Raw genomic sequence first — 20859 nt, 5'->3', positions numbered from 1 at the left:
GCTCGGGGCAGGGGCTGTACGGGCAGGGGCAGTCGTGGGGCGCGGGGGAGACGTGTTTACGCTGCCCCCATGATTCGTACCGCTACTCCCGACGATGTCCCGGTCATCCACGCCATGGTGCGTGACCTGGCCGAGTACGAGAAGGCCCTGCACGAGGCGAACGCCACCGAGGAGCAGTTGCACGAGGCGCTGTTCGGCGAGCGGCCCGCCGTGTACGCGCATGTCGCGGTGTCGGACGGGGACGGCGAGGTCGTCGGGTTCGCGCTGTGGTTCCTCAACTTCTCGACCTGGCGCGGGGTCCACGGCATCTACCTGGAGGACCTGTACGTGCGTCCGCAGCGGCGCGGCGGCGGCCACGGGAAGGCGCTGCTGACGGAGTTGGCGCGGATCTGCGCCGAGCGCGGGTACGAGCGCCTGGAGTGGTCGGTGCTGAACTGGAACGCCCCGTCCATCGCCTTCTACGAGTCGCTGGGCGCGCGGCCGCAGGACGAGTGGACGGTGTACCGGCTGACGGACGGGGCGCTGGCGGAGCTCGGCGTGAGCTGAACGGGGCCCGGGACGCCGGGTTCTCGGGGTTGTGGGGTCGGGGGCCCAGCTTTCCCGGGCCTTCGTGCCCTCATGTCCTCGCGCCTTCGCGGCCCCGCCTTCTCGTCCGGGCGCGGACCGGGTCCCGGTCCGCGCCGCACTGCTCGTTGCGCCGTTACGGTTCCAGGACGACTTTGCCCATCGTGCCGCGGGTTTCCAGGGCGCGATGGGCCGCCGCCGCTTCGGCGAGCGGGTAGCGCTGGATGGTGGGCCGCAGTCGGCCGGCCGCGGCCTCGGCGAGGGCCAGGGTCTCCAGGGCGCGCAGCCCGCCGCCCTTGCGGATCATGGCGGGGCCGAGCACGTTCTCGGACGTGATGCCGCGCGCGGCGAGTTCCCCGGGGGTGAAGGAGAGCGGCTTTCCTTCGTGGAGGTCCTCGCCGGACCAGCCGAAGACGATGTGCGCTCCGCCCTCGCCGAGGAGGTCGACGGCGGCGCGGGCGGTGACTCCGCCCACGGAGTCGTAGACGACGGTGGCGCGCCGGCCGAGCGACTCCAGGTGGCCGCGGACCGTGCGGGGCCAGTCGGGGAGCGTGTAGTCGACGGCGAGGTCGGCGCCGTTGTCCTTGACCGCGGCGACCTTCGCGGGGCCGCCCGCGAGGCCGATGACGGTGGCTCCGGCGTTCTTGGCGTACTGCACCAGCAGCGTGCCGATGCCACCCGCGGCGGCGGGGACGATGACGACGGAGTCGGGGCCCAGTTCGGTGAACCGGAGGATGCCCAGGGTCGTGCGGCCGGTGCCGATCATCGCGACGGCCTCGGCCTCGTCGAGCCCGGCCGGGATCTCGTGGAGCCGGTCGGCGTCGGCGACGGTGAGTTCGGCGTAACCGCCGGGGGCCATGCCGAGGTGCACGACGACGCGCTTGCCGAGCCAGCCGGGGTCGGTGCCCTCGCCGAGCGATTCGACGGTTCCGGCGACTTCCCGGCCGGGGATGGTGGGCAGTTCGGCCGGGGCCGGGTACGGGCCGGTCATGCCTTCGCGCAGGGCGGTGTCGAGGAGGTGCACGCCGGCCGCGGCCACGGCGATCCGGACCTGGCCGGGGCCGGGCACGGGGTCCTCGGCCGACTCGTGGGTGAGGTTTTCGGCGGGGCCGAAGGCGTGGAGGCGGACGGCGTGCATGGTGGTCTCCCCGGGGTGGTCGCTGTCGGTTGTCCCCAGCCTGTGACCTCAAGCGGCCTTGAGGTCAACCCGGTCCATCGGACGGTTCGCGGCTCCTCCCCGCGTCATGGCGTCATGGGCGTCGTGGGCGCGGTGGGCGTCGTCCGCGTCATCGGTGTCATGCGTGTCGCGGGTGTCATGCGCGTCACGGGTGTCGCGGGTGTCACGGTGTGTCAGGCGCTCCTGAGGTCCGCTCCGGTGTCCGTGCGCCGTTCGGTGGCCTTCAGCGCGAGCGTCGCCGCTTCGATGCCGCTGTTGAACGACACCTCGCTGAGGAGCCCCGGGGCCGCCACCTGGTCGCCCGCGAGGAAGATGCCGTCGCCCCGGATGAGGGACGGGCGGTCCCGCCAGGTGGTGCCGGGCCGGTCGACCGCACCCGTACGCCCGGTGGCGAGGGCCTCGCGGCGCCAGGTGACGCGGTCGCGCCAGCCGGGGAAGCCGAGGTCGAGGAGTTGTTCGGCGCGGGCGACACCGTCCGCTTTCGGGGCGCCGGGAGCGATCGGGACATGGCCCTGCACGAGCTGTTCGCCGGCCGGGGCGAGGGTGCGGTCCTGGGCGCTGAACCGCTCGATCCAGCCCGGAGCGTCCAGGTCGGACACCACGAACGCGTCGCCCCGCCGGGTCCGTACCGCCAGGTCGATCAGCGCCGTACGGCCGCTGTCCCAGGTCAGTGCGGGATCGTCGAGCAGGGTACGGGCGGCGTCCAGGGAGGTCGCGACGATGACGGGGCCGGTCCGTGCCAGGGCGGCGAGGGCGGGGGCGTCGACCCGGGCGTTGGTCTCGACGCGTACGCCGAGGTCCCGGGCGCGGGCGGCCATCCGGTCGACCACCTGGGCCCAGCCGCCGACCGGGTAGCGCGCCTCGGGCGGGAGCGCGGCGGCGCGGCGGAAGCGTTCCTGGACGAAGACGGCGGAGAGCGAACCGGGGTCGTGGTGGAAGAGCGCCACGCCCATGTAGTGCGCCGCCGCGCGGGCCCCTTCCTCGCCGACCTGGCCGGTGGCCCAGCCGAGGTAGTCCGCGTCGACGGGGGCGTGCCGGGCGCTGCGGCGGGCGAGGCGCAGCATGGCGAGGGGCGGGGTCCTGCGGGAGACGCCGTCGCGGCGGAAGCGGAAGCGGGTGCCTTCGAGGAGCGGTACGGCGGCGACGGGCCCGAGGAGACCGCGTCGGGCGAGCCAGGTCCAGTGGGGCCCGCCGTTGTACAGGGCGTGCGGCCCCTCGTTGGTGCGGTACGGGCCTTCGGCGGTCCTGGCCCGGCCGCCGAGGGTGTGGTGGGCCTCGTGGAGGGTGACCTGTGCGCCGGATTCGGCGGCGGTGACCGCGGCGGTGAGCCCGGCGAAGCCGCCGCCGATGACGTGGATGCGCTGCATGGCTGGGTTTCTCCCTTGGCTGTGGGGCGCTTCTGCGTACGTGACGGTCGGGCGGTGGTGGTGTGTGACATCGGGGCGGGGCGTTGTCAGTGTCGTGCGTCACGATGGGGGGCATGGCAGGAAGCGCGGGCAGGACCAGAGGCAAGAAGGACACCGTGGCGGCGGCCCGGCGTCCGGAGGTGCGGCTGCCGCCGCTCGTTCCGTACGAGGGGGCGGAGCTGGAGCCGGACGGGGACTACGACGGTGTGCGGTTCGACGCGGTGGACCTCGCGGACCAGTCGGGTCCGGGCGCCCGCTTCATGGACTGCGCGCTGGAGGGCTGTGCCCTGGACCGTACGGAGCTGGTCAGGGCCCGCTTCATCGATTCGGTGCTCACGGGGGTACGGGGGGTGGGCACCGATCTCGCCGGGGCGTCGCTGCGTGACGTGGAGATCGTGGACGCGCGGCTGGGCGGGGTGCAGCTGCACGGAGCGGTGCTGGAGCGGGTGGTGGTGCGCGGCGGGAAGATCGACTACCTGAATCTGCGGAAGGCCCGGCTGAAGGACGTCGTGTTCGAGGGCTGTGTGCTGTCCGAGCCGGACTTCGGGGACGCGCAGCTGGTGCGGGTGGAGTTCCGGGACTGTGTGCTGAAGCGGGTCGACTTCAGCGCGGCGCGGATGGAGTCGGTGGATCTGCGGGCGGTCGCCGAGCTGGACATCGCCTGGGGGGTGGAGCGGCTGGCGGGTGCGGTGATCAGCCCGGTCCAGCTGATGGAGCTGGCACCGGCGTTCGCGGCGCAGATCGGAGTGCGGGTGGAGGCGTGACGGGCGCGGGGCGTGACGGGCGCGGGGCGCCGGGGCGCGTGATTCCGCCGCGCGCGGCGCGCCGCCTGCCGCCGGGGCGCTCGGGTGGCCGGTTCCGGGGGCTCGGGGCCCGGGGCCGGTCACATACGGGGGAAGCGGGCCTGGAGGTCCCAGATCACGGGGTTCTCGGTGAGTCCGTCGTGCATGTCGGCCAGATCGGCGATCAGGTCGTGCAGGAAGTCGCGGGCTTCACGGCGCAGGAGGGAGTGGCTGAAGGTCAGCGGGGGCTCGTCGCCGGGCATCCAGTCGGCCTCGACGTCGACCCAGCCGAAGCGCCGCTCGAACATCATCCGGTCCGTGGACTCGGTGAAGTCCAGCTCGGCGTACTGCTGCCGGTGCGAGCGGTTGCCCCGGGGGTCCTGGTCGATCTGCTCGACGATGTCGCACAGCGCCCACGCGAAGTCGAGCACCGGAACCCATCCCCAGGCTGTGGATACTTCGCGGTCCGCCTTGGTGTCCGCGAGATAGACGTCCCCGGAGAACAGGTCGTGCCGCAGGGCATGGACGTCCGCACGGCGGTAGTCGGTCTGCGGGGGATCAGGGAAGCGCCGGGAGAGGGAGTAGCCGATGTCGAGCACGGGTCGATGGTGTCATGCCCGGTGACGGGAGGCCGACACGATCGGGTGAGCGGTGGGCGCCCCGCCTGACGCGGCCGGGCGGTGGACGCCCTGCCTGCGTGGCCGCCGCCGGTGCGCACTGCCGTCGGCGCGTACCGGCGGCGGCGCGTACTGCCTACGCCTACGCCGTCGCCTGTGCCCGCGGCCCTTGCCTGTTCTTCTGCCTGCCGTCCTGCCTGCCTTCCTTGCCTAGGCCAGCAGGCGCTGTTCCTTCGCGACGGCGACGGCGCCCGCCCGTGTGTCGACGCCGAGCTTGTCGTAGATCCGGCCCAGGTGGGTCTTGACCGTGGCCTCGCTGATGAACAGGGCGCGGGCGATGTCCCGGTTGCCGAGCCCCCGCGACAGCTGACCCAGGATGTCGAGTTCGCGTTCGGTGAGGGTGGGCACCGGCTTGCGCATCCGGGCCATGACCCGGCTGGCCACCGGAGCGGAGAGCGTCGTGCGGCCCTGGGCCGCCGAGTGGATCGCGGCGAACAGTTCTTCCGGGCGTTCGGCCTTCAGCAGGTAGCCGGTGGCTCCCGCCTCGATCGCGCGGGTGATGTCCGCGTCCGTGTCGTACGTCGTGAGCACCAGCACATGAACGGTTCCGCTTCCGGCCGCGGTGATCCGGCGGGTGGCCTCGACACCGTCGATGCCCTCGCCCAGTTGGAGGTCCATCAGCACGACGTCCGGAGCGAGCCGGGCGGCCAGGGCCACCGCCTCCTCGCCGCTGCCCGCCTCGCCGACGACCTCGATGTCCGGTTCGCTGCCGAGCAGGGCGAGCAGCCCGGCGCGTACGACGGCGTGGTCGTCGCAGAGCAGGATGCGGACGGTCGCGGTCGCGGTCATGCGGATTCCTCCGGGGGGTTCTGCGGGCCGTTGCGCGGAACGGGGGGCGGTACGGGGGTGAGGGGGACGACCGCCGAGAGCACCGTTCCCTCGCCCGGTGCGGACTCGATCGTCAGTGTTCCGCCGAGCTGGCGCACCCGGGCCCGCATCGCGGGCAGCCCGTGGCCGCGTACGCCGCCCGCCGGGCGCGGCTCCGGTGCCGAGGGGGTGAAGCCCCGGCCGTTGTCGGCGATGTCGAGGACCACCCGGTCGTCCAGGTGCGTCAGGGTCAGTCCGGCGGCCGTCGCGCCCGCGTGCTCGCGTACGTTCGCCAGGGCCCCCTGGGCGATCCGCAGCAGCGCCGACTGCACCCGGTCGGGCAGCGCGGTGTGCGCGGTCCCCTCCACATGGCAGCGGACGGCGACCGCGCCCTGGGTCTGGGCCGTCTCACGGGCCGCGAGTGCGTGCAGCGCCGCCTCCAGACCGCCGCCCTCCGCCAGATCGGCCGGGGCCAGATCGTGGACGAAGCGGCGGGCCTCGGCGAGGTTGCGCTCCGCGATACCGGTCGCCGTACGGACATGGCGGCGGGCGGCGGCCGGGTCGTTCTCCCAGGTGCGGTCGGCGGCCTGGAGCAGCATCTGCTGGCTGGAGAGGCCCTGCGCGAGGGAGTCGTGGATCTCCATGGAGAGCCGCTGGCGTTCGGCGAGGGTGCCTTCGCGGCGTTCGGTGGCGGCCAGTTCGCGCCGGGTGCGCAGCAGGTCGTCGATCAGCTCGCGCTGCCGTGCGGCCAGTTCCCGTTGGCGTACCGCCTGACGCTGCATATGGACGAAGACGGCGGTCGCCACGGCCGCGACGGCGGGCGGGGCGAGCACCAGATTCGGGTCGAACCCCGTCGCCAGCCGTAGCTGTGCGGCGACGACGAACGCGGTCAGCAGCGCGACGAGGGCGAGTGCGGCGCGTGGTGGGAGTATCCGCAGCCCCGTGTAGAACAGCGGCACCGCACACCACGCGAAGCTCGGCGCGAGGACGACCAGCACCATCCACACGACGACGAGAATCCCGAGCCAGGTCAGCCTGCGGGGCGTCGGGCGGGAACCGAGCACCGGCCCCACCAGGTAGAGCGCGGCGAGGACGACCGACAGCGCGATGATCCACGGGGTGCGGTCCTCGCCGGGGTGCCGCATCAGGAACCGGGTGAGCGAGGCGCCGAGCAGCAGGAAGAACGCGGCGTGCATGAGGAGCGCCAGCCATCGGGCGTCGGGGTCGGCGGCGGTCGGGCCGGGATCTGCGCCCGGGGGACGGCCGGGATCTGCGTTCGGGGGACGGATGGGGTCGGCGCCCGAACGCCATCCATCCCCCGAACGGATGGGGTCGGCGCCCGAGAGAGGGCCGGGGTGCGTGCCCGGGGCACGGTCGGGGTGCGACGGCTCGCTGCGGTGCTGCACCTCGTACCTCGCACTCCCCGTCGACGATCCGGTGGACGACCCGCTGCCGCCTGCCAACTGCCGTCTGCTGCCGCCCGCCGCTGAGTACTGCTGACCGCTGCTGACCTGCGCAGACCTCTCCATGGTGGCCCGAACCGACCACCCCCGCATCAACCGATCGGCCGATGGGGCCGTCGGCCGACCTGCGCGGCTCCTCCAGCCGGTACGCCGACCGTACGGGGCCGGATGCGGCCGGAGGATCGATAGCAGAGCGAAACAGCGAAACCCCAGTCACCAGAGCACAAGCCACAAGGAGCCCACCATGAAGAAGATGTCGCTGCGCACCCGCGTCCTGACCGGTGCCGTTGCCGCCGCCGCCCTCGGTGCCGGAACCTTCGGCGCGATGTCCGCGAACGCCTCCACCCGGGCCGCCGCCCCCGCCGCCGCCGTCACGGCGGACGCCGCCGACCGGAACCTCCAGCAGAGCACCCACCTGACCGTGGCCGCCGCGACCAAGGCCGCGCAGGCCACCCTGGACGCCGCGAAGAAGGACAACCAGCGCGTCTCCGTCGCCGTCGTCGACCGCAACGGCAACACCATCGTGACCCTGCGCGGCGACGGCGCGGGCCCGCAGTCCCCCGAGTCGGCCGTGAAGAAGGCGTACACCGCCGTCTCCTGGAACGCGCCCACCTCCGAGCTGGTCAAGCGCCTGGAGCAGGCCCCGAACCTGAAGGACATCCCCGGCACCCTGTTCCTCGCGGGCGGCGCCCCGGTGCAGGTCAAGGGCGCCCCGGTGGCGGGCATCGGCGTGGCCGGCGCCCCCAGCGGCGACCTCGACGAGAAGTTCGCCGCGGCGGGCGTCGCCGCCCTCGCCCGGTAACCGCCCGCTACGGTGACCGCCCGCCGCCGCGACCGCCCCGTCGCGGCGGCAACCCCACCGACCCACGTACGGAGAAGCGCATGAACGCCCTCGATCACGACCTGCTCACCGCCGCGCGCACCGGCGACACCGCCGGAGCGCGGACCGCGATCGAGGGCGGCGCCCGCGTCGACGCCCGCGACGAGGAACTGCGCACCCCACTGCTCCTCGCCGTCCACGGCGACCATGTCGAGGCGGCCCGGCTGCTGGTGACGGCGGGCGCCGATCCGGATGCCCAGGACCGGCGCGAGGACAGCCCCTGGCTCGCCACCGGCGTGACCGGAAGCGTCGCGATGCTGCACGTCCTGCTTCCGGCCGGTCCGGATCTGACGCTCCGCAACCGGTTCGGCGGCATCTCGCTCATCCCCGCCGCCGAGCGCGGCCATGTCGCGTACGTACGGGAGGTGCTCCGGGTCACGGACATCGACGTCGACCACGTCAACCGGCTCGGCTGGACCGCCCTGCTGGAAGCCGTGATCCTCGGCGACGGCGGCCGGGCGCACCAGGAGATCGTGGAGGTGCTCCTCGCGGCCGGGGCGACGCCCGGTCTGCCGGACGGCGACGGGGTCACGGCCCTGGCCCACGCCGAACGGCGCGGCTTCGCGGAGATCGTGGCACTGCTCCGGGACGACCGATGACGACGACCGGGCGCCGGGCCGGCGCACGCCGGGCGGTACTGGGGGCCACTACCGCACGCCGGGTGGTCCTGGCCCTCGCCGCGGCTGCCGTACTCGCCGGATGCGCGACGGACAGCACGACGGACGCTGCTGGTCCGACGGCGGACGGCACCGCCCCGGGCGCCCCGGAGGAGCCCCGTGCCGCCCGCAGCGGCCCGGCGGACCAGAGGCCCGCCGTCACCACCCCCCGGGGCACCCTTCTCGTCGCCGACTTCGGCAGCGACACCGTGACCTTTGTCGACCCGAGGCCCGGCAAGGGCCGCGGTCCCATCGCCACGGTGAAGGCGGGCACCGCCCCCTACGGGCTCGTCGTCGGCAAGGACGGGCGGGCCTGGGTGGCGACCGCGGAAGGGGTCGCCGTCATCGACACCGCGACCCGGACCCGGCAGGCACTCGTCCCGTACGAGACGGAGAGCGGCCCGGTCACGACCGGCGAGTACCGGGGCGGCGGGATGGGCATCGCCCTCGCCCCCGACGGCAGGCACGTCTACGTCGGCGTCAACGTCCCCGGCGGCAACGGGACGCTGGAGGTCATCGACACAGCGACCCGTGAGGTGACCGACACCGTTCCGGTCGGCCGCCGCCCCTTCGACGTGGACGTCTCGCCCGACGGCGGCGAGGTGTACGCCACCGGCCACGACTCCTTCGACGTGACGGTGGTGGACACGACGACGCTGGAACCGCGGCGCAGGGAAGTCGCCCCGTACGGCACCGAGGGCGGTCTCGGCTCCTGGCTGAAGCCGCACTACGCCGTCGTACGCCCGGCGGACGGAAAGCTGCTCCTGCCGTTCGAGGGCGAACGGCTCGCGGTCCTGGACCCGCGCACCGGCAAGGTGACGATCGAGAGGATGACCGCCGACACGCACCAGCACGGAGCGGCCCTCGCCCCTGACGGCACCCTCCTCGTCGTCGGAACCGGCCCGATCGCCGCGGACGACGAGGACCCCTCCCTCACCGTCCGCAGCCCGGACGGCAAGGAGCGCGTCGTCCCCCTGGAGGGCCCGCACGAGGAGGTGGCGGTGTCCGAGGACGGCCGTACCGCGTACGTCACGGGGGGCTTCACCCGCGACGGCTACTGGAACGGCATCACGGTGGTCGACCTCCACGACGACGACGGGGACGGGGACGGGGACGGGTACAGCGCACCGGTGCGGATCGACGCGGGCGAACGTCCCCTGGGTATCGCCGTCCTCTGATCACCCCGCTCACCCCGCCGCCGCCGACGACCACCCGCCGACTCCGACGACCACCTGCCGACTCCGACATTCCGCACATAGGATCATCGGTGTGGATCAACGAACCCCGATACGGCGAGCCCCGACGGGGCACACTCCGATACGGCGCACGACGCCTGCGGCCGCCCTGCTGCTCGCGCTCGCCGTTCTCGGCTCCGTCTCCGCCTGCACGGGCGGGGTGACGGGCACACCCGGTGCGGCCGGGCTGCGCGACCCGTACTTCCCCAAGCTGGGCAACGGCGGCTACGACGTCACGCACTACGGTCTGACCCTCGATGTCGACCCCACCGCACACCGGCTGCGGGGCACGGCGGAGATCACCGCCCGCGCCACCCAGGACCTCAGCGCCTTCCACCTGGACCTCGCCGGGCTCGACGTCGAGAGCGCCACCGTCGAGGGCCGCCCGGCCGCCGTCAACCGGGCGGGCAAGGAACTGACCCTGCGCCCGGACGCGGACGTCGAGGACCGGCTGCGCAAGGGCAGGACGTTCCGTACGGTCGTCCGCTACTCCGGCTCCCCGCAGACCATCACCGACGCCGACGAGTCGGAGGAGGGCTGGCTGCGGACCGCGGACGGCTCGCTGGCCCTCGGCGAACCGACCGGCTCCATGGCCTGGTTCCCCGGCAACCACCACCCGAGCGACAAGGCCACGTACGACATCGAGGTCACCGTGCCGAAGGGGCTGACGGCCGTCTCCAACGGAGAGCCGGCCGCCCGCCGTACGGAGGGGGACCGCACCACGTTCAGCTGGCACACGCCGGAACCCATGGCGAGCTACCTCGCCACCGTCGCCATCGGGAAGTTCGAGACGAAGGAGTCGGTCACCCCGGACGGCATCGAGGTGTTCACGGCCGTGGACCCGGAGGTGGCGGAGGAGAGTGCCCCGGCGCTCGGCCGGCTCCCGGAGGTCATGGAGTGGGCGGCGGAGAACTTCGGCCCGTACCCGTTCACCTCCACCGGCGTGATCATCGACCGCGAGGACGATGCCGGGTACGCCCTGGAGACCCAGAACCGGCCGTTCTTCCCTGGCCCGCCCGACACCGGGCTCCTCGTCCACGAGCTGGCCCACCAGTGGTTCGGGAACTCTGTCACGCCCGCCACCTGGCAGGACATGTGGCTGAACGAGGGTTTCGCGACGTACGCGGAGTGGATCTGGAGCGAGGACTTCGAGGACACCCCGGCCCAGGACAGCTTCGACGAGGCGTTCGACGACGACGAGAACTGGGCCTTCCCGCCCGCGAAACCGCCGTCGGCCGCCGACATCTCCGAGCCGCCGGTGTACGGGCGCGGGGCGATGGTCATCCATGAGATCCGGCTGGCCATGGACGACGACGAGGCGTTCTTCGACCTGATCGCCGGATGGCCGAAGGCCCACCGGCACGGCAACGCGTCGACCGAGGACTTCATCGCGTACGTGGAGGAGGAGAGCGGGCAGGACCTGACGGAGCTGTGGGACACCTGGCTGTACGGCGAGAGCCGGCCGCCCGAGGGCTGACCGGCTCCCACCACACGTCACCGCACTCACCAGCCGCGGAACAGCTGGTGACTACGTCACCGCACTACTTCACCACTGCACTGCATCATGCACGGGTTCACTTCACGTTGACGCCGGTCCAGGCGTCGCCCACGGCCTTGAGCTCGGGGCTGTCCGCGCCGAACAGGTCGGTCGCCGCCTTCTCGGTCGCGACGCGCGCGCCCGCGTAGTCGGTGGAGGACGTCATGTAGACGGAGAGGGCCTTGTACCAGATCTGGTAGGCCTTCTCGCGTCCGATGCCGGTGACCGTCGAGCCGTCGGAGGTCGGGGAGTCGTAGTCGACCCCGTTGATGGTCTTGGCGCCGCTGCCCTCGGACAGCAGGTAGAAGAAGTGGTTCGCGACGCCGGACGAGTAGTGCACGTCCAGGTCGCCGACGCTGGAGTCCCAGGAGTCCGCCGAGCCGCCGTCCTTGCTGGGCTTGTCCATGTAGCGCAGCGGGGTGCCGTCGCCGTTGATGTCGATCGCCTCGCCGATGAGGTAGTCCCCGACGTCCGTGGCGTTGTCGGCGAAGAACTCCACCGAGGTGCCGAGGATGTCGCTGGTCGCCTCGTTGAGACCGCCGGACTCGCCGACGTAGTCGAGGTTGGCGGTGGCCGCGGTCAGACCGTGGCTCATCTCGTGACCGGCGACGTCGAGGGCGGTGAGGGCGCTCTTGTTGTCGGCCCCGTCGCCGTACGTCATGCAGAAGCAGCTGTCGTCCCAGAACGCGTTGACGTACGCGTCGCCGTAGTGGACGCGGGAGTACGCGGCCTTGCCGTCGCCCGCGATGCCGTCCCGGCCGAGCGCGGACTTGTAGAAGTCCCAGGTCTTCGCGGCGCCGTAGTGGGCGTCGACCGCAGCGGTCTGGCGGTCGTTGCCGGTGCCGTCGCCCCAGGTGTCGTCGTCGTCCGTGACGAGGTCGCCGGTGCCGCTCTCGCCCTGGTTGAGGTCGTACGTCTTGTGGCCGCCGCGCTCGCCGTCGGTCAGCTCGAAGCCCGAGCCGCCCTGCGTCGTGGACACCTCGACCTCGCCGCTGTACTGGCTGTTGCCGGTGCCGGTCTCGATGGCCTCGAAGGAATGCAGCTTCTTGCCGGTGACGGCGTCCGTGATGATGTGCAGCTTGCTGGGCGTGCCGTCCTTCTGCACCCCGGTCTTCACGGTCTCGAACGCGAGGACGGGCTTGCCGCTGCCCGCGAAGATCACCTTGCGCGCGGCGGCGGCGCTCTTCACCTTCGGCGTGGTCGACGGCACCGATATCGGGGCCTTGGTCGCCTTGTCGACGCTCTTGAGCTTGCCGTTGCCCGCGATGTGGGTGACGAGGTCGCCGCCGAGGACCGGCAGTCCGGCGTAGGTGCGCTCGTAGCGGGTGTGCACCGTGCCACTGGCGTCCTTGATCACATCACGGACGATCAGTTTCTCCTGGCTGCCGAGCCCGAGGGAGTCGGCCGCCGAAGCCGCGTCCGCCTGGGCGGACTTGATGGCCGTGCCGCGCTGCGACGCGGTGTTCACACCGAGCGCGGAGGCGGAGGCGGTGCGGGACGAGGAGTCTCCGTTGTCCGCGGCCTTGGGGGCGGCGCCGGCCGAACCGGCCTGCACGCCCGCGACCACCATGGCGGCCACTGCTGCCAGGGTCGCGGCACGACGGGTGTTCATGTGGAGGGTCATCTGAGTTCTCCGTAGGTCGTCCTGTGGGGGGACTACGAGCGGAGAGCGTGCCACCGAATGACCGTCTTTGACGGTGTGCCGACAATTGCCTCACAAGTTTTTGACCAGTTCTTGTCCGACTGGAGTCCATGTGTGTCCGTTATTCGGCGGACTTGAGGGGGTGCAGTGAGGTGCGCAGCACCGCGCAGGGGCGGCCCAGTTGACGGTCCGGCCGATGGCCGATGACTTCGTAACCGAGTGAGGTCCAGAAGGCGAGCGCGCGAGGGTTGTTCTCCAGGACCGCGATCCGTAGGCCGTCCCGTCCCGCCGCCCGGAACCGCTCGGCGACGAACCCGGCCAACTGCCGCCCGTACCCGGAGCGCTGCCGCCCGGCGTCGACCATCAGGAGGCCGATCCAGGGGTCGGGATCGGCCGGGTCCGGATGTTGGGCGAGCGTCACGGCGACGCCGACGAGCGCGCCGTGCGAACGGGCGAGCAGCACCTCGGCGTCCGGGTGGGCCAGATCGTCGGCGAGTGCGGCGGCGACCTGCTCGGGGCGGACGTCGTCCGGGTCCGGGAAGTCGCCGCTGAGCTGATGGAACGCCTGGTTGGAGGCGTAGAGCGCGGCGAGTTCGGTGAGCAGCGGACCGGGGATGTCGTGGGTCACCGTGTCGAGGCCCAGCGGTTCGATGATCATGCGGCGCACCCTACGCGGGGGCGTACCGGGCCCCTTGAGGTATGCACCCATGCCGCCGCCGTCCGCGACGTACGGGAACTTCGGGACGTACGGGAGTTCCACGACGCGCGGGAGTTCCACGACGCGCGGGAACTCCGGGAGGCGCGGGAACTTCGGGAGGCGCGGCGTTCCCGGCCCGCGACGCACGGGCGTACCGGAAGCGCGGCACGAACCGCCCGCGACGCACGGGAGCCCCCGGCCGGGTACGGCCGGGGGCTCCCGTGGAACAGTCAGGAGCGCGTCAGAGGTTGACGCCGAAGTCCTTGGCGATACCGGCCAGCCCGCTCGCGTAGCCCTGGCCGACCGCGCGGAACTTCCACTCGGCACCGTTGCGGTAGAGCTCGCCGAAGACCATGGCGGTCTCGGTGGCGGCGTCCTCGCTCAGGTCGTAGCGGGCGAGCTCGGTGCCGCCGGCCTGGTTGATGATGCGAATGAACGCGTTGCGGACCTGGCCGAAGTTCTGGTTGCGGTTCTCGGCGTCGTAGATGGAGACCGGGAAGACGATCTTGTCCACGTCGGCCGGCAGACCCGCCAGGTTGACGTTGATCTGCTCGTCGTCGCCCTCGCCCTGGCCCGTGACGTTGTCACCGGTGTGGACGATGGTCTGGTCCGGCGTCGACTTGTTGTTGAAGAAGACGAAGTGGCCGTCGGAGACGACCTTCCCCGCCGGGTTGACCGCGATCGCCGAGGCGTCGAGGTCGAAGTCGGTGCCGGTGGTGGTGCGGACGTCCCAGCCGAGGCCGACCGTAACGGCGGTCAGGCCCGGTGCCTCCTTGGTGAGCGAGACGTTGCCGCCCTTGGACAGGCTTACAGCCATGGGAAGTCCCTTTCCTTCGTCGTGTACGGGCTTCGTGTCATCACGAAAGCTACCGTCACCCGTCATAACGCAGGCAATGGACCACGAGGTTCCTGGTCGCTTTACTTTCTTTGCCGAACTTCTGGCCCGATGTGCCGGACGGGTGTGGCAAAAGAAGGTGACGGACGGCCCGTGGGGCAGGGAACATGGGTGTCATGTCCGGGCCCTATGTCATCCGCGGTTCGGTCTCCCTGCCGGAGGCCGAGCTCATGTGGCGTTTCTCGCGGTCCTCCGGACCTGGGGGACAGCACGTCAACACCAGCGACTCCCAGGTGGAGCTGCGCTTCGACGTGGCGGCGACCGAGTCGCTCCCCGAGGTGTGGAAGGCGCGGGCGCTGGAGCGGCTGGCGGGCCGGCTGGTCAACGGCGTGGTGGCGGTACGGGCCTCCGAGCACCGTTCCCAGTGGCGCAACCGCGAGACGGCCGCCGTCCGGCTCGCCTCGCTGCTGGCCGAGGCCACGGCGCCACCGCCCAAGGCGCGCCGCAAGAGCCGGATCCCGCGCGGGATCAACGAGCGCAGGCTGCGGGAGAAGAAGCAGCGCGGCGACACGAAGCGCGGCCGGTCGGGCCGCGACTGGTAGCGGGGCCCGGTGGCGGGGCCTCCGACGCGCTGCCCTGCGCGCCGGTCCCGGTGGGCGTCAGTCCAGCTGGCGGTAGCGCCCCTTGAAGTACGCCAGCGGGTCGCCGTCCACGCTCGGCAGGGCCGCCGTCAGTACCCGCCCGATCACCAGCGTGTGGTCACCGGCCGGGACGCGCTGTTCCGTACGGCATTCCAGTGTCGCGAGCGCTCCGCCGACCAGCGGCGCGTTCGTCACCTCTCCCCTGATGTAGGGGATGTCCTCGAAGAGCAGCCGGTCGCTGATCCGGCCCTTCATGGCGAACCGGCCCGCGATGTGCCGCTGGCTCCCCGCCAGTACGGAGACCGCCCACAGCGGCTGCTCCGACAGCAGGTCGTCCATCCGGGAGTCGTTGCGCAGGCTCACCAGCACCAGGGGCGGGTCCAGGGACACGGACATGAAGGCGGTCGCCGTCATTCCGACGTCCTCGCCCCGGCCGTGCTCGTCGAGCGGTGGCTCCTGCGCGGTGACCAGCACCACTCCTGCGGCCAGCCGCGCGAGGGCGGCACGGAACTCGTCGTTGCTCACCCCCTCAGCATGGGGGACGGGCTCGGGGCTCGGGGCGGGGGGCTTTGTCTGCAACACACGGGGCACGCTAGCCGCGAGCGCCGGGCGACCGCATCGGGCCAGGGGACCAGCCAGGTCCTAGGACTCCGGAACCACGGGGGGCTCCACGGCGTGGCGGGGGCCGCTGCAACGTAAGGATTTGCGTTCAGGAAAACGATGGGCGACTTCGAAGAGTCACTGGCAACCCTTCACCGCCTGTTGTGACTTGAGTCACAGAGCGCAGTATTTGTTGACCCTGTGTACCGGGTGCACAGCTCACTGTGATTCAGTGAGCGTGACACTGCAAGAAGTACGTCGATATGAAACCTGGAGTTGCTGTCGAGGTCTCGGGGAGTGCGAGCAATGGAGGCCGAGTCGGAACCGTACGTTCGTCTTGCGACCATGCGGCAGCTGCACCAGGCCGTCGCTGATCTCAATACGGCGCGGAGTCTGGCGGACACGCTGCAGACAGTGGCCGACGGCATCGTCGCCGGTCTCGGCTACGAACTGGGCTGTGTGAACCTCGTCCGGCCCGATGGTGACCTCGTCATCGCCGCCTTCGCGGGCAATTCCGCGGCCGAAGCCCTGATCACCGGACGTGTCGGCTCCCGTTCCTCGTGGGAGCGCAGGCTGACCATGGGCGAAGCCTGGGACGAGCTCCGGTTCATACCGCACACCGAGGGCTGGGTCCTCCTCGACGACGACGTACCGCAGTGGCACACCGAGGGGCCCGAACCCCGGTTCGAGGACGAGTGGCATCCCCTGGACCGGCTCTACGCCCCGATGTACGCGTCCGGCGGTGGGCAGGATCTTCTGGGCGTTCTCTCCGTCGACCGCCCCCGCAACGGTCGCCGCCCCGGCGCGTGGGGGCGCGAAGCCCTCCAGATGTACGCATCACAGGCGGCGATTGCGATCAGTAACGCTCGCCTCAGAGCAAATATGCAGCGCGCACTGGTCAGGCTCGAACGGGAACAGCAGGCGCTGCGGGCCAGCGAGGAGTCCTTCCGCCAGGCGTTCGAATACGCCCCCAGCGGGATGGCCATCGCCGAGATGGGCGGGGACCAGCACGGCCGGCTGCTGCGCACCAACGACGCCCTGTGCCGGCTGCTGGGCCGCCCCGCCTCCGTACTGCGCCGCTACTCCTTCGCCGACCTGGTCCACCCCGAGGACATCGGCACCCTGCTGCGTACGTCGGCCGAGGGTGGCCGGGCCGAGCTGCGGCTGGGGCGCCGGGACGGCACGTACCTCTGGGTCTCGCTGCGTAACTCCGTCGTGGCCGACACCGCGGACGGCCCGCGCTTCCTGCTCACCCATGTCGAGGACATAGAGGAGCGCAAGCGCCACGAGCTGAACCTCGCGCACCGCGCCTCGCACGACGCCCTGACCGGGCTGCCCAACAGCGCCGAGCTCAAGTCCCGGCTCAGCGCCCGGATCTGCGAGCGCCCGCACTCCACCGCCACCACGGCGATCGAGGCGCTGGACGCGGCGTACGGCGATGTCGAGACCTCCCGTACGCACGGCTTCCAGCCCGACGGCTACGAGACGGACCCGGTGCCGGGCGGCGGCCCGTACGACCACCATGTGCACACGGCGGCACCGGACGCGGACAAGGACGACGGGGTGAAGGGGCTCGCTGTCCTCTTCTGTGACCTGGACGGCTTCAAGTCCATCAATGACCGTTTCGGGCATCACACAGGGGACGCCGTACTGATCGAGGTCGCCCGGCGGCTCACCACCTGTGTGCGTGACGGGGACACCGTCGCGCGGCTCGGGGGTGACGAATTCGTCGTGCTCGCGGACGGGCTGGGTGCCGCGGACGCCGCTGACCTGGCCGTACGTCTACGAAATGCCATCATTCCGCCCATTCGGGTGGATGGCAGGGCGGTCCGGGTCGGGGCGAGCTTCGGCATCGGATGGGCCGAGTGCGGCATGACGGCGGAAGAGGTCCTGCGCTCCGCCGACCAGCGGATGTACGTGGAAAAGCGGTCCCGGTCGAAGGTTCACCGCAGGGCAGGCTGACGTTCACGGCACGGTCCCTCCCGTGCCCCGTACCGGTCCGCGGGACCGCACGGGTGGGGTGACGGCAAATTCGGCGAGTGCTCCGTTCGAGGTAGGCTCGGCCGGTCGGCGACGGCTGGCGACATGGTGAGGAGTGACCCAGGGATGACGGCCGGAAACAACGGCGCGAGCAAGCCCGAGGACGACGATCCGTTCGGCTACCTGTACGCGGACGGACAAGCGGCGGGAGCCCAGCCGCCCGGTCAGGGCGGCTACGGCTACCCCGGCCCGGCCGCGCAGCCCGGCGTGCCCAGAACCTCGTACAACCAGGTGCGGACCGTCGGCGAGCGCCAGTACGGGCAGCAGGTTCCGCATCAGCAGCAGGCGTACGGCCAGCAGGCCCCGCCGCAGTACGGCCAGCCGAACGCGCAGTACGCGGCCCCCGAGACCTACCCCGGTGGCGCGCCCACCTCCCAGGTCCCGCGCCAGGGCGGCAGGGACGGCGGTCCGGGCCGCGGCGGCCCCAACACCAAGGCCCTGCTGATCGTGGCGGTCGCCGTGGTCGCGGTCGTGCTCATCGGTATCGGCGTCGCCCTGACGACGGGCGACAACGGTGACAAGAAGAAGAGCGAGGCCGGATCGTCGGCCGGTCCCGCCGGTGAGGTCAAGGAATCTCCGAAGACCGAGAATTCCAAGGATCCGGAGGAGTCGGCCGAACTGCCGAAGCAGGACGCGGCGACGCTGACGCTCGGCGGTTCGGCCGTGACCGAGAAGACGGTCAAGGGCGCACAGGGCGCCGGGGGCACGTACATCACGGGCTTCAACCAGGTCGGCGCCTCGGCGACCTGGAAGGCGAACATGCCGGATTCCGGTGAGTACGCCCTGACCGTGCGCTACGCGATTCCGGCGGTGGACGCCTTCGCGACCCTCACGGTCAACGGCAAGGCGAACTCCCAGCCGATCGGGCTGAAGAACTTCGTCAAGTCCTCCGACCCGGACTGGGAGAAGAACTGGCAGACCACCTGGGCGCCGGTCAGCCTCCAGAAGGGCGAGAACGAGATCAAGATCTCGTGCGAGGACGGCAACCAGTGCAACGTGATCCTCGACTGGGTCGAGGTCACCCCGCCCAAGGGCTGAACCCTGAGCGTTCGGCGGCGCCGCCCTCGGCGCCTGTGTCACAGCGGGTCGTCCCCGCTGTGACACAGGCGCCGAGGGCGGCGCCGTTGCGTGTGCGCCCAGCCCGTCTTCCGCCTGCGGCAGCGGTCCGGGGGCGTCAGCCCGTCAGGCGCAGGAAGCCCGTCACCGTCTTGGCCATCGCCTCGCGGGCCGGGGCGAGGCAGGGGCCCGCCGGTGAGGTCGAGGAGTCCCCGAAGGCCGAGAAGTCCAAGGAGCCGGAGGCGCCCGCTGAACTGCCGAAGCAGGACGCGGCAACTCTGACGCCGGGCTGCTCGGCTTCTCCGGACAGCACGGTCAAGGGTGCCAAGGGTGCGAACGGAACCACATCAACCTCAATGAGGTCGGCCGGTCGGCGACCTGGACGGTCGATGTGCCGACGTCCGGCCCGTACACCCTGTTCGGTGACGTACGGGGTCCCTCAAGGACGCCAGGATGACTCTTACCGTCAGTACCGAGGCACCGCGCTCCCTCACCAGATGAAGAACTTCGCGAACGCTGCGGAGGGCGATCCGGAGAAGGGCTGGACGAACGCGTACGCCTACGTCCAGTTCCACAAGGGGTCCGACACTCTGAAGCTGTCTGTCCTGCGAGACGGGCGATCAGCGTGATGCCAACCTGGACCAGCTCTCGCCGGCTTCGGGGCACAAGGGCTGACGCGGAGCACACAGAAAATGGTCCGCCGCCACCGCATCGAGCTGCGGTGGCGGCGGACCGATGTGTGATTTCGCGGCCTCTCAACCCGCGAGGGGAGTCCAGGCAGTGCAGAGGTCGATTTGGTCGTCACCCTCGAATACGCCGGCCTGCGCTCCCACGGCGGCAATCCCCGCACTGTCTTCGGCCGTGGTGTTCCAAATGGAGACGCTGCCATTACCGTCGTAATTTTTCCGCCAGGTCCAGTACTTCGTTGCCCCGGCGCTGGTCTTCGAGATGAATCGGACTCTCACGTGATGTCCATCAGCCCGGGTGTCGCTGACCTGGAGTCTGATTTTTATCTCGGATTGAGGGCCGTTCCAGTCCGTGATGGTCGCACCGCCGATTGCGCCGCCTGTTTTGCAGCCGCGCGCGACTGCTGAAGCAGCCGCGCCGGCCGGGCTGGAAACCGTACCCACCAGTAGCAGGGCAGCTGCCGTTGTGCCCACTGCTGCGATCTTCTTCTTCACCGAGGTCAACTGCCTTCTCGATCGAATCGAACGTATGCTCTAAATGTTATATGCGGCGTGGTTGCCCCGCACCCATGTTTTCAGTTGATGATCGACATGAAACCCGCCACCGTTCCGGCCATCGCCTCGCGTGCCGGGACGAGGTATTTGCGCGGGTCCACGCCCGTCGGATGTTCGGCCAGGTGCGCCCGTACCGCGCCGGTGAACGCGGTGTTCAGGGCCGTGCCCACGTTGATCTTGACCATGCCCGAGGTCACCGCCTGCCGGATCTCCGCGTCGGGGACGCCGCTGGAGCCGTGCAGCACCAGGGGGACCGGGACCGCGTCGCGCAGCCGGGTGATCAGGGTGTGGTCCAGGGCGGCGGTGCGCTCGGTCATCGCGTGCGAGGAGCCGACCGCGACGGCCAGGGCGTCCACCCCGGTGCCGGAGACATACGCGGCGGCCTCGGCCGGGTCGGTGCGGACGCCGGGGGCGTGGGCGTCCAGCGGCGCCTCACCCTCCTTGCCGCCGACCTTGCCCAGCTCCGCCTCGATCCACAGACCGCGCTCGTGGCCCCAGCGGACGGCCTCCGCGGTGGTCTTCACGTTCTCGTCGTACGGGAGCTTGGAGGCGTCGAACATCACCGAACCGAAGCCCTCCCCGTGCGCCCGGTGCAGCAGCTCGACGGACTCGACGTGATCGAGGTGGAGGGCGAGCGGTGCGGTCGAGGCGCGGGCGACGGCGGCGGTCGCGGCGGCGACGGCGGAGAGCAGCCCGCCGTGGAACTTGACGGCGTTCTCGGAGATCTGGAGGATCGCGGGCGCTCCGGCGCGCTCCGCCCCCATCGCGATGGCCTCGGCGTGCTCCAGCGTGATGACGTTGAAGGCGGCGATCCCGCGGCCCTCGGCCTGTGCGGCCGAGACGAGTTCACCGGTGCTGACGAGCGGCATGATGCCCCCTGCTTGCTGTTGTGCTGAGTGGTGCTGGACTCCCGCGTCGCGTCC

At 71.3% G+C, this 20859-nt stretch carries 21 protein-coding genes and 1 pseudogene; 11 read left to right on the top strand and 11 right to left on the bottom strand.

The annotated features are described in order from the left end of the window. Positions 1-69: 69 nt before the first annotated feature. Positions 70-546: a GNAT family N-acetyltransferase gene (locus A6A29_RS05375; protein ID WP_073718700.1), complete on the top strand. Its 477-nt coding sequence runs from the start codon at positions 70-72 to the stop codon at positions 544-546. Positions 547-700: 154 nt separating this feature from the next. Here the strand turns inward: A6A29_RS05375 and A6A29_RS05370 are convergent, their stop codons facing one another. Continuing rightward, positions 701-1702 (bottom strand): zinc-binding dehydrogenase, encoded by a 1002-nt coding sequence (locus A6A29_RS05370; protein ID WP_073718699.1) that lies wholly within the window; start codon positions 1700-1702, stop codon positions 701-703. Between the two features lie 212 nt (positions 1703-1914). Further along, complete coding sequence (locus tag A6A29_RS05365; protein ID WP_073718698.1) at positions 1915-3108, bottom strand: phytoene desaturase family protein; 1194 nt, start codon at positions 3106-3108, stop codon at positions 1915-1917. 104 nt (positions 3109-3212) lie between these two features. Here A6A29_RS05365 and A6A29_RS05360 point away from each other — a divergent pair, with 104 nt between their 5' ends. Next, positions 3213-3911, top strand: coding sequence for a pentapeptide repeat-containing protein (locus A6A29_RS05360; protein WP_073718697.1), 699 nt, complete (start codon positions 3213-3215; stop codon positions 3909-3911). Positions 3912-4030: 119 nt separating this feature from the next. Here the strand turns inward: A6A29_RS05360 and A6A29_RS05355 are convergent, their stop codons facing one another. The 3 genes from A6A29_RS05355 to A6A29_RS05345 form a co-directional block, all read right to left on the bottom strand. Beyond that, positions 4031-4528 carry a hypothetical protein gene (locus tag A6A29_RS05355; RefSeq protein WP_073718696.1) on the bottom strand — a complete coding sequence of 166 codons (498 nt, stop codon included), beginning with the start codon at positions 4526-4528 and terminating at the stop codon, positions 4031-4033. Positions 4529-4756: 228 nt separating this feature from the next. Continuing rightward, positions 4757-5395, bottom strand: a complete 639-nt coding sequence (locus A6A29_RS05350) for a response regulator (protein ID WP_073718695.1) — start codon at positions 5393-5395, stop codon at positions 4757-4759. Beyond that, the gene (locus tag A6A29_RS05345; RefSeq protein WP_385731386.1) at positions 5392-6819 is read right to left on the bottom strand and encodes a sensor histidine kinase; all 1428 of its coding nucleotides are present in this window, start codon (positions 6817-6819) and stop codon (positions 5392-5394) included. The genes A6A29_RS05350 and A6A29_RS05345 overlap by 4 nt, the downstream gene beginning before the upstream one ends. Here A6A29_RS05345 and A6A29_RS45715 point away from each other — a divergent pair. The 5 genes from A6A29_RS45715 to A6A29_RS05325 all read left to right on the top strand — a co-directional run bounded on the left by A6A29_RS45715 (position 6773) and on the right by A6A29_RS05325 (position 11124). Beyond that, positions 6773-6913, top strand: coding sequence for a hypothetical protein (locus A6A29_RS45715; protein WP_198953012.1), 141 nt, complete (start codon positions 6773-6775; stop codon positions 6911-6913). The two genes, A6A29_RS05345 and A6A29_RS45715, sit on opposite strands and share 47 nt — an antisense overlap. 207 nt (positions 6914-7120) lie before the next feature. Then, positions 7121-7678, top strand: coding sequence for a GlcG/HbpS family heme-binding protein (locus A6A29_RS05340; protein WP_073718694.1), 558 nt, complete (start codon positions 7121-7123; stop codon positions 7676-7678). A gap of 80 nt (positions 7679-7758) precedes the next feature. Next, positions 7759-8355: an ankyrin repeat domain-containing protein gene (locus tag A6A29_RS05335; RefSeq protein ID WP_073718693.1), complete on the top strand. Its 597-nt coding sequence runs from the start codon at positions 7759-7761 to the stop codon at positions 8353-8355. Then, the gene (locus tag A6A29_RS05330; protein WP_079182574.1) at positions 8352-9590 is read left to right on the top strand and encodes a YncE family protein; all 1239 of its coding nucleotides are present in this window, start codon (positions 8352-8354) and stop codon (positions 9588-9590) included. Before A6A29_RS05335 ends, A6A29_RS05330 begins: the two co-directional genes overlap by 4 nt. A gap of 91 nt (positions 9591-9681) precedes the next feature. After that, complete coding sequence (locus A6A29_RS05325) at positions 9682-11124, top strand: M1 family metallopeptidase (protein WP_073718692.1); 1443 nt, start codon at positions 9682-9684, stop codon at positions 11122-11124. 97 nt (positions 11125-11221) lie between these two features. Here A6A29_RS05325 and A6A29_RS05320 read toward each other — a convergent pair whose 3' ends face one another. From A6A29_RS05320 to A6A29_RS05310, 3 genes are all read right to left on the bottom strand, one after another. Further along, complete coding sequence (locus A6A29_RS05320; protein ID WP_073718691.1) at positions 11222-12808, bottom strand: M4 family metallopeptidase; 1587 nt, start codon at positions 12806-12808, stop codon at positions 11222-11224. A gap of 139 nt (positions 12809-12947) precedes the next feature. Beyond that, on the bottom strand, positions 12948-13604 hold the full coding sequence (locus tag A6A29_RS05315; protein WP_241838323.1) for a GNAT family N-acetyltransferase: 657 nt from the start codon (positions 13602-13604) through the stop codon (positions 12948-12950). A gap of 160 nt (positions 13605-13764) precedes the next feature. Continuing rightward, positions 13765-14340, bottom strand: coding sequence for a TerD family protein (locus A6A29_RS05310; protein ID WP_073718690.1), 576 nt, complete (start codon positions 14338-14340; stop codon positions 13765-13767). A 185-nt stretch (positions 14341-14525) separates the two neighbouring features. Here A6A29_RS05310 and arfB point away from each other — a divergent pair, with 185 nt between their 5' ends. After that, a complete protein-coding gene (gene arfB / locus A6A29_RS05305; protein ID WP_073718689.1) occupies positions 14526-14960 on the top strand; it encodes an alternative ribosome rescue aminoacyl-tRNA hydrolase ArfB in 435 nt (144 codons plus the stop codon). A 57-nt stretch (positions 14961-15017) separates the two neighbouring features. On the opposite strand, the gene A6A29_RS05300 is transcribed toward arfB, so the two are convergent. Continuing rightward, positions 15018-15524, bottom strand: coding sequence for a flavin reductase family protein (locus A6A29_RS05300; RefSeq protein WP_073718688.1), 507 nt, complete (start codon positions 15522-15524; stop codon positions 15018-15020). A gap of 381 nt (positions 15525-15905) precedes the next feature. Here A6A29_RS05300 and cdgB point away from each other — a divergent pair, with 381 nt between their 5' ends. The 3 genes and pseudogenes from cdgB to A6A29_RS05285 form a co-directional block, all read left to right on the top strand. Beyond that, positions 15906-17561 (top strand): diguanylate cyclase CdgB, encoded by a 1656-nt coding sequence (gene cdgB, locus A6A29_RS05295; RefSeq protein WP_073718687.1) that lies wholly within the window; start codon positions 15906-15908, stop codon positions 17559-17561. 144 nt (positions 17562-17705) lie between these two features. Next, on the top strand, positions 17706-18677 hold the full coding sequence (locus tag A6A29_RS05290; protein ID WP_073718686.1) for a CBM35 domain-containing protein: 972 nt from the start codon (positions 17706-17708) through the stop codon (positions 18675-18677). A gap of 188 nt (positions 18678-18865) precedes the next feature. After that, positions 18866-19370: pseudogene (locus tag A6A29_RS05285) on the top strand (carbohydrate-binding protein); the annotation flags it as partial. Between the two features lie 80 nt (positions 19371-19450). Here A6A29_RS05285 and A6A29_RS44660 read toward each other — a convergent pair. Next, positions 19451-19876 (bottom strand): hypothetical protein, encoded by a 426-nt coding sequence (locus A6A29_RS44660; RefSeq protein ID WP_143196948.1) that lies wholly within the window; start codon positions 19874-19876, stop codon positions 19451-19453. Between the two features lie 80 nt (positions 19877-19956). Next, on the bottom strand, positions 19957-20805 hold the full coding sequence (locus A6A29_RS05280; protein ID WP_073718685.1) for a class II fructose-bisphosphate aldolase: 849 nt from the start codon (positions 20803-20805) through the stop codon (positions 19957-19959). Positions 20806-20859 lie beyond the last annotated feature (54 nt).

It is taken from the genome of Streptomyces sp. TSRI0281 (assembly GCF_001905125.1).
Taxonomy (GTDB): domain Bacteria; phylum Actinomycetota; class Actinomycetes; order Streptomycetales; family Streptomycetaceae; genus Streptomyces.
This window is presented reverse-complemented; position numbering and strand designations above follow the sequence as displayed.